Annotated in this window: 13 protein-coding genes; 1 reads left to right on the top strand and 12 read right to left on the bottom strand. The window is 38.3% G+C overall.

Going from position 1 to position 11749, the window contains the following annotated elements; all coding sequences use genetic code 11:
- Window positions 1-477, bottom strand: a complete 477-nt coding sequence (locus AB4Z30_RS20575; protein WP_441929341.1) for a DUF6790 family protein — start codon at window positions 475-477, stop codon at window positions 1-3.
- 558 nt (window positions 478-1035) lie between these two features.
- Between AB4Z30_RS20575 and AB4Z30_RS20570 the strand changes: the two genes are divergently transcribed.
- The gene (locus AB4Z30_RS20570; RefSeq protein WP_441929340.1) at window positions 1036-1893 is read left to right on the top strand and encodes an SDR family oxidoreductase; all 858 of its coding nucleotides are present in this window, start codon (window positions 1036-1038) and stop codon (window positions 1891-1893) included.
- A 166-nt stretch (window positions 1894-2059) separates the two neighbouring features.
- Here AB4Z30_RS20570 and AB4Z30_RS20565 read toward each other — a convergent pair whose 3' ends face one another.
- The 11 genes from AB4Z30_RS20565 to AB4Z30_RS20515 all read right to left on the bottom strand — a co-directional run.
- Window positions 2060-3160, bottom strand: coding sequence for a hypothetical protein (locus AB4Z30_RS20565; RefSeq protein ID WP_441929339.1), 1101 nt, complete (start codon window positions 3158-3160; stop codon window positions 2060-2062).
- Window positions 3161-3287: 127 nt separating this feature from the next.
- Window positions 3288-3782 carry an Imm48 family immunity protein gene (gene imm48 / locus AB4Z30_RS20560; RefSeq protein WP_441929338.1) on the bottom strand — a complete coding sequence of 165 codons (495 nt, stop codon included), beginning with the start codon at window positions 3780-3782 and terminating at the stop codon, window positions 3288-3290.
- Window positions 3783-4651: 869 nt separating this feature from the next.
- The gene (locus AB4Z30_RS20555; RefSeq protein ID WP_441929337.1) at window positions 4652-5131 is read right to left on the bottom strand and encodes a DUF6985 domain-containing protein; all 480 of its coding nucleotides are present in this window, start codon (window positions 5129-5131) and stop codon (window positions 4652-4654) included.
- 425 nt (window positions 5132-5556) lie between these two features.
- On the bottom strand, window positions 5557-6030 hold the full coding sequence (locus tag AB4Z30_RS20550; protein ID WP_441929336.1) for an SMI1/KNR4 family protein: 474 nt from the start codon (window positions 6028-6030) through the stop codon (window positions 5557-5559).
- A gap of 27 nt (window positions 6031-6057) precedes the next feature.
- Complete coding sequence (locus AB4Z30_RS20545; RefSeq protein WP_441929434.1) at window positions 6058-6198, bottom strand: HNH endonuclease; 141 nt, start codon at window positions 6196-6198, stop codon at window positions 6058-6060.
- 836 nt (window positions 6199-7034) lie between these two features.
- Window positions 7035-7511, bottom strand: a complete 477-nt coding sequence (locus AB4Z30_RS20540) for a DUF6985 domain-containing protein (RefSeq protein ID WP_441929335.1) — start codon at window positions 7509-7511, stop codon at window positions 7035-7037.
- Window positions 7512-7869: 358 nt separating this feature from the next.
- Window positions 7870-8535 (bottom strand): pentapeptide repeat-containing protein, encoded by a 666-nt coding sequence (locus AB4Z30_RS20535; RefSeq protein WP_441929334.1) that lies wholly within the window; start codon window positions 8533-8535, stop codon window positions 7870-7872.
- 23 nt (window positions 8536-8558) lie between these two features.
- Window positions 8559-9338 (bottom strand): hypothetical protein, encoded by a 780-nt coding sequence (locus AB4Z30_RS20530; RefSeq protein ID WP_441929333.1) that lies wholly within the window; start codon window positions 9336-9338, stop codon window positions 8559-8561.
- Between the two features lie 333 nt (window positions 9339-9671).
- Window positions 9672-10376 (bottom strand): SMI1/KNR4 family protein, encoded by a 705-nt coding sequence (locus tag AB4Z30_RS20525; RefSeq protein ID WP_441929332.1) that lies wholly within the window; start codon window positions 10374-10376, stop codon window positions 9672-9674.
- 3 nt (window positions 10377-10379) lie between these two features.
- Complete coding sequence (locus AB4Z30_RS20520; protein WP_441929331.1) at window positions 10380-11588, bottom strand: hypothetical protein; 1209 nt, start codon at window positions 11586-11588, stop codon at window positions 10380-10382.
- On the bottom strand, window positions 11567-11749 hold a 183-nt coding region (locus tag AB4Z30_RS20515), incomplete at its 5' end, for a hypothetical protein (RefSeq protein ID WP_441929330.1). The genes AB4Z30_RS20515 and AB4Z30_RS20520, both read right to left, overlap by 22 nt.

Below are 11749 nucleotides of genomic sequence, written 5' to 3'. Positions count from 1 at the left end.
TTAGCTCATTACCCAGATGCCGCCAGCCAATATGGAAAGAACCGTGATAAATGTTTGATAGACGACGTCCATAATCAGATTACCAATACTATCTCCATCTGCCTTGCGATTTTTAATCATGACATAAGTATGTGACCATAGACCACTTAAACCATATATGTACATCGTAACCAACACACCAACCCAAAAATTCCCTTGAAACCAGATAGCCATAATCCCCATAACACCAAGCCCGACTTGCGAAAATCCGTATTTCACCTGAAACGGTCCGCCTGGCCAACCCAACATCTTGGCTGTTTGATCTGCTCTGGCAATGTTAACCACGTAACCAATAACACCTACAAGTCCAAATGTAACCACAAACTGATGAAGCAATAACACTCTGCTAATCTCGCTCATTTCTCCTGGGAAACCGAGCATCCACAGATGAACTGCCCCTGAAATAAGCCCAAATAACCATAGAACCAAAAACCACATTGCTGTCTCACTCCCGCCAATTTGTTATTTTGGAATCATTTGTAACTAAATGAATTAATTTGTAGATATCCACATTATATAATCGCTTTTACATTTGTCAATTCATACATAATTTTCTATTTTGTCGAAGTTTTTTACATATACCTTCTCTTATGTGCAATCACATAATTCAAATTAGTTCTAAATAACTTGAAAATTTTGGTACTAAAATACCATTTTTACATATATTCATATAAAAAATGTTTCTTTTTTAACACTCCTTAAGAACCACAACTCATTTATTGGACAATTAAAAAAACTTAACAACCAATGGTCGAATAATTTTATCCATATATTCAGATTATATTAGTCAGTTATTACACAACAAAAAATTGACAACCCCCTATTATGTAACTATTATAGTTACATAGATAAACCTTTCCGTTTCACACATCCACAGTTGCTCCTTGGAAGCTGTACAATTACAACCTCCATAGAGATGCTGTACATACACGATTGTTAGACAGTAAGCTGCCAACGAGGCGAATATTGCAAACTACATTTTAGGAGGAAACAAAAATGAAATTGTTAGTTACAGGTGCTACAGGCAAACTTGGTTCACTGGTCGTAGAAGCGCTGTTAAAAACGAAAGTTGCTGCAAATTTGGCTGTTAGTGTGCGTTCACCAGAAAAAGCAGAAGCATTGCGCTCCCAGGGCGTAGACGTTCGTCAAGGGGATTTCGATCAGCCCGAAACGCTGGAGAAAGCCTTCGCTGGTGTAGATCGCTTACTACTGATCTCCACAGACGGGGATAACGAGACACGTATTCGTCAGCATCAGACTGCCGTTCAAGCCGCCAAAAAAGCCGGCGTTGGTTACATCGCTTATACAAGTGTTGTCAACGCAGAGCATAACCCGCTCTCTCTCGCTGAGGTACACCGCAAAACAGAACAAGCGATTCGTGAATCTGGTATTCCGTATACCTTCCTGCGTAACAACTGGTACCTTGAAAATGAGGCTGGTAGTGTACAAGCCGTAACACATGGCGCTCCTTGGGTACACGCTACGAATGACAGCCTGGTTGGCTGGGCTACCCGCCGTGATTACGCCGAAGCAGCTGCTACCGTACTTGCAGGAGAAGGACACGAGAACAAGGTTTACGAATTGTCTGGCAAACTGCGTACACAGGCTGAGCTTGCTGCCATTGCAGGTGAAGTACTCGGACAGGAAATCAACGTACAGAATGTGGACGATGCAGCTTACGCGGACATCATGAAAGGTGCAGGTTTACCTGACTTTGTTGTATCGATGTTAGTTGAAATGCAGAGTGCAATCCGCCAAGATGCGCTGGCTGTTGAGAGTGATACGTTAGAAACATTGCTTGGTCGCCCAGCTCAACCGCTAAGTGAAGGTTTCAAAGCCATATTGGGTAAATAATCAGTCACGATATGATTTTTGATCGACAATATAGGAATCTAAAAAGGGTTGTTCCATACGTCATGATGACGGGAACAACCCTTTTCGTATACATTATGAAGCGCTCTACTAACTGTCGGCACAGCAAGTCGAAAGGGACTCCTTTAAAGTAGCCCATTCATTAGCTTCACACGATCTTCTTAAACACAGTACCTTTTGACGTCCATTGCTCACAAATTTGTCCACCCGTAAGAACAAGACTCTCTTCATACATTTGAATCCTTACGGGAATATCACTTAATGAAAACACATTTTTGGATTTAGGTACAATTCGCTTTCTTCCACCGTTTGGTGTTATCAAGTAATCTCCTGAGATTTCGATCATCTGATTGAGAATTTCGTTGTGGTATTTTCCGCTAGGATAATTCCCGTACTTATGATCAGATTTCACATATGGTAAATCAAAGAATTGAAGCAATGTATGTTCATATTTTGACCAACTACCACCGGAAATCTCTAAAGCCAATTTCTGAGTTGATGTATTGGTAAAAAGTCTATTTGCATATTGCCCGTAATCAACTAAAAACATTTTATAACCTTCACTACCAGAAACACGCTCTTTATAGTAAGGTTGATTTCGATCTCTTTCCCAGATGTTCTCCAGAAAACGCAATCCACGCTCTTGAATGAGATACTCGATGGTGTCATTCGTATTCTCCCGATAAAAATAAATCAGTTTGGGATTTAACGGCTCGATAATATCAAAGAGCTTCTCGATAAAACCGGCTAACTCCTCATAAGTCCTATTCGCCAACAGAAAACTGTAGATTTGAAACTGAAAGATACTGCTGTCCAGTATGACAATCTCATTCAACTTCATCTGCTTTTCAACAAAGGTCCTCCACTTCTCCAAAGCGACCAATTTATAACGATCGATGGAGAAATTCCAAACATCATACTCCTTTAAATGGAGAATAGCCTCTTCAGAGAAAATATCATCATGATTCCATTCGATTTCTAATAGGTCTATCCCATAGCAGTTACCATATTTAAAAGCCAGTTTCTCCAAAGCCGATGCGGTTTGAGGGAAGCGTAAAATATAGTCAAGATATTCTCTCTCGTCCAAGGAAGCTTCAGAGAAAAAAAGCGTAGGGTGCGGTCGGGCCATTTCATGAATCCATGTTGAACGTAAACCACTTCTCTCAAGCTGATCTAAAAGAAATCCTGAATTTGTAGATTTCCCTGTAGACGGAAGACCTTCAAATAGAATGAGTTTAGTTTGTCTCACTAAGGCTAATCTCCTTTGACCTATAGCAGGCGTATCGTATCATTCTCTACGAATTGAATATTATTATTATTCCTCATCGAATTTAGCAAAAACACTCATCCCTATTTATTATACGTTTCTCGCTTATCTATCCTTGCTGCTGTACTGCCGCCAAAATCTCTTGAATATTACTTGCCAGCGCCTCGTAATCCTCTTGTGCAAATTGAACATGTCCGTTAATACCGCGATGAATAATCGTATTCATCACTGGATGAACCTCTTCATTGGATGCAACACGAATCAGATCGTCAGCAAAATCAACCGCCTGTTGTTCGCTATAGTTAAAAGGCTTGATCAGCATCCGAATACTCAGCGCATGAGCCTGAGGTTCGACTAATTGATCACGGTGAGTAATACTGTATACCGCGCCAAAACCAAAAGCCGCAAGCACCTGACGCTGAAGTTCTGTCGTTTCTGGGAGCGGTGTGCCAATCAGTTTGCAGACCTGATCCACCATCTGCTCCAGTTCATGGGCCGCTGCTGCCAAAATAGAGCCATTTTCGAGCTCATTATCCTTAAAATTGTTTATAGCATTATCCTTTCTAAAACCGTTCTTGTTGTTGTTATTCCCAGCTTCTTTCATAATCTCATCTCCGTTCCATCTCCTGCAGATTCCAGCGTTCTTTTCACGCTACAAAGGAGTGAATATTACTTTTTCATATAACTCACCATCTACAGCTTCTAATATAATATACAACATATCTTTACTCTCAAATCTCAATATTAACTCTACTATAAACTAGTTTAGAGCTAATCACATCATTCTCACCCACCGTCCCAGTGCCTTTCGGTTTCGAAGACGATACACTTTCGAAACTGGTCTCGACTCTGGCGGCTTCTCTACTGGTTTAACGCTTGGTTCCACTCCATCGCTGGCTTTCTTGCCACTCCATGAAGCGACCTCATCTGTTTTGTACTTCTTGTTACTAATTTAGAGACGTTGTTCCGCTTGCCTGTGGGAGAGCTAGGCTGTCTCATGCCGGCTGAGCCATCTGCTGACTCCCTACGATTCCTATCGAATTGCGTTTCCATCCCTTTTTGCGCGGCGTCATGTTGGTTATATCCGTCGATAAGTTCGGCTAATTCTTCATTGCTTATCGTCGTACGCTTGAGTCTCCAGGATAAATACTTTTGTTTTTCCAGACTTAGTCCTTGAGCCTACCAATAGTTCTTCTACCGTAATATAAGGCCTGCCTATATCAAAGGTGATATTTTTTCATCTTCCCCATCGGGGCAAGTTATTTTACAGTTGCGAGTATAATTTGAAGAAACGCAAGAAAATGAACATAACAAAAAACAGATCAATTACGGTAGTATCTGACCATAATCAACCTGTTCAATTTAACGTATTAGCGTTATTTAGCTTATAAAATTCAAGCATTTGATATGCGTACAACCGAAATGAAGAAATCTTTATCCTTCCTTAAAAAAAAGGGGTGGAACTTCATACTGTTATAGCACTATATCTTGAAAGCCTACCTCAACGATTTCTTCATCCTCAATTTTCACAGCAAGCCCATGTTCTATTTCCCAAGTACAATTAAAAAGCAACCCAATTCTTCTAACTCCATTTTTTCGCACTCTTCTAATAATCAATTGAGTTGGTTCAATTAAACGATCTAACTCTTCTTTATTTTCTATAATTGGTGCAATCTTGTCACCTTCATCCTCTCCCACCATTTCTCTATATTCCATGTATACTTCTTGATAATACTCAAAGATAGCCGCTTCTACTTTAGTCATGATATCGTCCATATTTCCAATAAAATTGGTATATGCTTCTTTTTGGACAAAGTGAAATTCGCCTTCTTCATTTCCATCAACACTTAAAATTAGTGCTATATCTTTTCCAAACATTTTTATTTTCTGTTGTCCGCTCCAATATAAATCATAAGAAATTTCACCAAATAGTTCATGGATAAGGTTAGACATGTCGTCACTCTCCTAGCTTCTCTTTGATTTTATGTTCCCCAACCCCATGCAACATCACCCGCAGTCCACTTTTCTCAGGAGTCGAGCATTCCTCAGCTAGTATCTCATCAGTCATTGCAAAGTTCTTTCTTCACAATATTAATGGCCGTACTATCCATCCTTAGAAGGTGCGATGGCTTAGGCAGCTTGTCTATTGAGACGTATATCCTAGATTTGCGTAGCTTTTAAAACTCCTATGAGAAAATAAACGCAACAAAAACAGGTCATTCATTTTGGTATCTGACCATAATCAACCCGTCCAATGTAACGTATTAGCGTTTATCGCTTATAAAATCCAAGCATCTGATCTGGGTACCAACGGAATTGAGAAATCTTTAAACGGATATTACATGGGTAAAGTTTATTGTAACTCAGCTAAAAAAGGCCTACTCTTTTAGCATTTCAAAAAATTCAGATATATTGAGGGCGATCTGTTGTGTCACAGGAGAAAACTCCTCTGACTCCTCATGAAACCAAATAACTACCGTAGGCTCTCCTGTTTCTCTAAAATCTAAACAAATAAAATCTCCTGAAAAAAGCGCCGCAATAGGAACTACATTCATCCCTACTAAATCTTTATTATCTGTTAATCTATCCTCTATTTGTGTAATAATAACTTCAATATCATACCAACCATTTATCGGATCAGACTCACTGTCATCTAGTACACACAAAAATTTCTCAATAAGATACTTATGCTGATTAAAACTAAAAACATTCGTGATTGGTACAACTCCATTATTCTCCTTAATAAAAATTCTATAAGCTTCGGGAAATAAAACTCTCAAGCTTTGTTCAACTACATCTAATAACTCATCACTCGGCAATGGTAGAACAGCTGTATTAACATTCAATCTCATTCTTTTAACTCCCTACTTTTATCTCTTTTAGCATGCGCCCAACCCACCTGGAGCTCTGCCACCTTGATGATTTATGGAATTATGTATACAAATGGGTACTAATCCCATTCTAACTTCGATTTTAAAATAATTCCACGTTTTTCCTTGTGGTCGTTTCCCACCTGATATATTTCTGCATTTTCATGGGGCAATTGAAGTAACTTTCTCCTCGAAAACTGTAGCATAGTCATCTACCACTTCATCAAACTTCTTGTTACCTGACAAAAAAATCGTCAATGTTTCGTAAACAAGGTGATTTACTTCCAGTATAAGCCGTCCACAAGTTCAGCTAATTCTTCATTGCTTATCGTCGTACGCTTGAGCCTAGAGAAAAATTCCAACGAATTTTTCAGTTCCTGATCCGTTTATTGATATTCATACTCTCTCTTTCAATTGTTCACCGGAATCTATCCTTTTTTCGATGCCTTGTTAGAGTATGACGGAATCACCTTCGTCCAGAATTCTGTAAATTCAAATGGTGCGGTTGTTACGGATACTATAAATAAACTTCGCTTTAACCGTTTTGAATAGCCAATGCAGCCTACCTATATAATACAATTATTATTTCATCTTCCCTACCGAGGCGAATTATACTACAATTGCGAAAAATTATGAAAAATCGATGAGAAAGCGAAAATAACAAAAAGAGGTCAATCATGGTGGTATCTGACCATAACCAAACTGTTCATTTGTATCGGAGTATGTTATTTAAGTTATAAAATTATAAAATTAAAGCATTTGATGTGCGTACAACCGAAATAAAAATTATTTAGGTATAGCATGGGTTAACAATGTTATTGGTTGAATGATGAGTTCATGTTCATTCGGCACTGGATAGGGGTTACCGCCATCTTATCAGAGAATGAAGAAAACGAGAACACGGGCGGCTAACTCGCATTGYGGCATTGTACGATCTTGTTGCTGGGTTATAAACCAATTTTACACTAAGTGTTTGACAGACCCTCTTAAAGTACAATATCTTGAAGACCCACTTCTACTACTTCTTCATTTTCAACACTAATACCCAATCCATGTTCTTGTTCCCAAGTGCAATCACATAATATCCCTACTCTTCTAATACCATCTTCGAAATCATATCTTATTAGCAAACCTGTAGGCGTAACAAGTTTCCCTAACTCCTCTATTGATGAAATCTTTGGAGCAATTTTTTCAACTTCTTTACTATCACTTTGCATTGCTCGATAATCTTCATAGTTCTCTAAATAATACTCTAAAATCTTATCTTCGCTTTCCTTTACTATGCTAGGCATATTCGCTTTGAATTGCGAAAAAGCATCCCGTTGGTTCGGAGTAATTTCCTCATTCTCTTCGGCATAAATATTCAAAAGTATTTTTTGATTTTCCCCAAACATAGTTATCTCTGTCGTCCCTATCCATAAATCTTCATAAACAATTTCTCCAAACAACTCATCTTTTTTCATTTTTAGAGTATCGTCCTTTCTTATTTAACTTCACTTACACCACCAAGGTGTCCAAATTCATTGGATTTTTCTTGACATCCCTTTAAATTCAGGCACAAAAAAGGACTAGTGTACCCATTGCTTGAGTTGCAATAATCTTAAGTCACCTCACTTCGTATAACAATATTTTATTCATAAAAGCGACCCCAGCAATTACCTATTATTAGTGGTTTGAAGTTTATACCATATTAAATAACTCCCGTATTATTGAACAAAATAACGAAGTGTTGGATAGATCACTTTCGAGGATATGTTCATCTAGAAAAGAGATTCCTATGTTTACGCCAGGCTGTTCCAAATCTTAGACTTGTTATAGGTATCAAATTAGTCTTTCTACCTGTTCTCTTATCTCTTCATCAAACTTGCATCCCTCTACTTTAGCTCCTTTCCAATTTACATTTTGAAGATTCGCTCCAGTAAAATCGGCATCTCTGAAGTCTCCATTACAAAGATCAGCCCCCTTGAAGTTACTACTTTTAAATATTGCATTCACGGCAGTAACATCCGACAGGTTTGCTCCGCATAAATCGCTTTCAACGAAAATAGAAGCCTCGCCATTGATCCCTGTCATATTGGAAAAGCGAAATGTCGCCTTTTGAAGTACTGATCCATACAAACTGCCATTAGTGAAATCAGTATAATCAAAACATGTTTCTATACATGTACTTATTTTAATTTCTGTATTTTTCATTTGAGCCTTTATAAAGTTTGCCTTACTTAAAACACAATCAGCTATATCAGCGTATTCAAGATTGCAACTCTCAAAATCGGTAGAAATAAACTCACAGTCACGGAATGAAACTTCAACAAAAGATGTCGCCCTAAAATTTATTTCGTTTGCATATAAGCGATTAATAATAATTTCTGATAAATCTAAGAATGAGAGCTCCACTCCTGAAATCCTCAAGTCATCAATCATTTTCTTATTTGACTTGTAAGTATTTAGAAACTCCAAGGCTTCTTCTCTGTCGTTTATATGTCTCACAGTTATACTCCTTCAAGCATATTTTAGTTTCTCAAGTAATCTTTCCATTTGTTATTTGGGTTAAATGTAACTCCCATGTTGTCTTCAAAGTTTGGAACAGCTATTACTTCAAGTTTATTTAAATACTCCATGACTTCCATCCATCGTTCTAACAGTTGTTCTAAATCAGATTCCCAAGGGTTTTCTACAAGATCAATTTGTATTCCTCCCCAGCTTAAATCTTTAATAACAGCGGGGCATTTCACGAGAACATCTCTACCAAACATTTCTAAAATATCTCCACTTAAGTACGTTCTCATTCCTATGCCTAGAGGTCCATTAGGAAAAAACTTTACTGGAACAGGATATGAACTTAAATTCATCCATTTATGAATTTTTTCTTTTTCAGTCTGCCAAGGCGTTACAGCTGGCCAAGAAATATGAGTGATCCCGTAACGGGGCTTAACTGTTTCAGCAAGTTGATCTGACAATTCAAAAACATCTCTCCAATGTTTTCTATTCATAGATTTATCGAAGGAAAACTTGAGAAAAGATCGTAAGTTTGAATCCAATTCAAAGTAACCTGAATATTTGACCATTTTATCTCGTTGGAGATGTACTTCTGATATTTGTGACAGATCATTGAAAGATCTTTCAATAATTTCTTGGCGATTGTAGCCTACACGAATTATTTCACTATTCCCCCATGTAGTGGGAGTGAACTTATCATCATACTCAAAACTATCCAATAAACAATTCAAAATATGTTTTTCTCTTAATTTTACAGTTGGATACATTAATATATTAAATAAATTCGGCTTCACTCGAAATTCCTACCTCCTCTAATCTGCTCTTTAAAGTTTTTTCCAGTAACCTCCTCCTGATAAGTCAGGGTTTCATTTTCCCTATCGGGGCGGCGTACTCCACAGTTGTGATTAAATTTGAAACGTAAGAAAACAAAGATACTAAAAAACAGGTCAATTATGGTTGTATCTGACCATAATCAACCTGTTCAATACACCTAATAGTGATAATTCCGTAAAAATTAAAGCACTGTGTACCTACATCTGAATTGCGAAATCAATATACGGGCAAGAGTTAGCTGTGTTCTTTGTTGAGTGATGAGTTCGTCTGGTACTAGCCCAACCTTCAACAAGTCATGTTTCAAAACCAATTACAATCCATTCATCTACATAGCTCCAAAAATTGATATTATATTTGGGTTTTATTTTTGCAGACCAAAAAGTTGCATTATCCTCAGTACAATTTGTACAATCTATTGCAACATAACTACCCATTCCATTAGTAAAAAAACCAAACGAAGAATCTAGATTTATTTTTATCGGTTCTTCTAACTCATCAACAATATTCCATTCAAGATCCTCATCACCAAGATATGTTACTGACTCTAATGGAACCAAGCCCATTGATTCACTTGCATAATAGTAAAAACCGTCATGAACATTCTCATAAAAAATTTGAATTGTAGCAGGTATCTCACCCCAAGATTCTTCTAATTCCAAATTTTTATGACCTCCTTGAGGATTACGTCCTTCGTAATATAATATGTGTCCTTTGGAATTTTGTATAGTATATAAAACAGAATACACACTTTCAACTTCCATTATTTCAATGTTTATAAGATGTTCTTTTAAATAAGAGATCGTGTTACGTAATTCTCTCCCTACGTTTTTTTCCCATAGGTTCAAGAGCAAGTCGATTCTCACTTTAATATCGTCATTATAAAATAAATTTCTCCATTCAATGGGTATCACTTTATCATCGATTTTACTTATTTCATCTATTTTTAATATTCGAATGTTTTTATTGTACTTTCTTAAATAAGTAAGTTTCTCTTCCATCTATTAGTCATCTCCTTTGTTATTAATACTATTAAAGTCATCAATTTGCTTCTGTAACTTTCTTTCAAGTTCCTTTTCCTTTACCATCATCTTTTCCCTAAACTCAGAATTAACTTCGATTTCACCTTTTTTCCCTTTCTTGTAATGTGTCCACTCTTCAAACGACTTAGATTGCTTTGAAGTGTTTGCGGATTTACTTAATCCAATAAAGTTGTCTGGGTTATTTAAGACTTCAAGTTTCTGGGCATATGATAATTTTCCGAAACCATCCATTTTAGAAATTCTATCCATTGAGACAATATGATCAGCTTCCAATGCGCCCTTAAAAGTTTTACCAGGAAGTACTTCATCTCGAGTTACTGTTTTCTTATCATGCCCTTCATTTACTTTATCTCTCAAGGTTTGTGTTGGTGTTTGATCTCTTAGCATATCATATTCTTCTTGTGATATCTGTCTTTCACCATACCGAGGTGGTGTTCCACTGCTCCCAGTCCCCTCAGTTCCTTTCGCATTCTCCTCTGGTTTGTTCGTCTCAGGCGATTTAGGCGGCTTCGTATCGCCCTGCGGTTCACCTTTGTCCTTTTTCTTCGTTGACGGCTTCCAGGTATTCACTTCATTCGGCGTTTCACTTTTTTCGGGTTTCGTCTTGGATGTCGTGTTATTTTTCGACGTTGTCGCTGCGTTTCCTGCACTCGGTTTCGAAGACGATGCACTTCCCGAACCTGATTTCGACTCTGGCGGCTTCTCTACGGATTTAGAGCTTGCCCCCATTCCACCACTTGCTTTCTTGCCATTCTCCGAAGGCGTCTCTCCTGTTTTGGCTGGCTTAGATTGTCCTGAGTTCGTCTTGGATGTCGTACTATCTTTCGGCGTTGTCGCTGCATTTCCTGCATTCGGTTTCGAAGACGATGCACTTCCCGAACCTGGTTTCGTCTCTGGCGGCTTCTCTACTGGTTTAGAGCTTGCTTCCGTTCCACCACTCGCTTTCTTGCCATTCCCTGAAGCCGTCTCACCCGTTTTGTTCTTCTTGTTACTGCTCCAATGACTTCCTCCACCAGACACGATCCCCATCTTCTGACTGTCTTCCCAGGACTTTATCACAAAGCCCTTCCCTTTAGGCGTTGTTCCACTTGCCTGCGGGAGAGCAGGTCTCAGGCCGGCCGAGCCACCTGCTGAACCTCCCCTGCGATTCATACCAAATTGCGTATCCATCCCTTTTGCGCCGCGTCATGTTGGTTATATCCGTCGATAAGTTCGGCTAATTCTTCATTGCTTATCGTCGTACGCTTGAGCCTCCAGGCTAAATACTTCTTTTCTTCGAGACTTAGCGCTTGCGACTCCCAATACTCATAACTGCCCAGTTGATCTACCGT

Source organism: Paenibacillus sp. 2TAF8, assembly GCF_052114825.1.
GTDB lineage: Bacteria > Bacillota > Bacilli > Paenibacillales > Paenibacillaceae > Paenibacillus.
Note: the sequence above shows the minus strand (reverse complement) of the source record. Positions and strands in the feature narration are given on the sequence as shown.

Excerpts from the sequence above, each read along its gene's own strand:
- AB4Z30_RS20575 (WP_441929341.1), bottom strand. The coding sequence starts at position 477 with ATGTGGTTTTTGGTTCTATGGTTATTTGGGCTTATTTCAGGGGCAGTT.
- AB4Z30_RS20570 (WP_441929340.1), top strand. The coding sequence starts at position 1,036 with ATGAAATTGTTAGTTACAGGTGCTACAGGCAAACTTGGTTCACTGGTC.
- imm48 (WP_441929338.1), bottom strand. The coding sequence starts at position 3,782 with ATGAAAGAAGCTGGGAATAACAACAACAAGAACGGTTTTAGAAAGGAT.
- AB4Z30_RS20555 (WP_441929337.1), bottom strand. The coding sequence starts at position 5,131 with ATGTCTAACCTTATCCATGAACTATTTGGTGAAATTTCTTATGATTTA.
- AB4Z30_RS20550 (WP_441929336.1), bottom strand. The coding sequence starts at position 6,030 with ATGAGATTGAATGTTAATACAGCTGTTCTACCATTGCCGAGTGATGAG.
- AB4Z30_RS20540 (WP_441929335.1), bottom strand. The coding sequence starts at position 7,511 with ATGAAAAAAGATGAGTTGTTTGGAGAAATTGTTTATGAAGATTTATGG.
- AB4Z30_RS20525 (WP_441929332.1), bottom strand. The coding sequence starts at position 10,376 with ATGGAAGAGAAACTTACTTATTTAAGAAAGTACAATAAAAACATTCGA.
- AB4Z30_RS20520 (WP_441929331.1), bottom strand. The coding sequence starts at position 11,588 with ATGGATACGCAATTTGGTATGAATCGCAGGGGAGGTTCAGCAGGTGGC.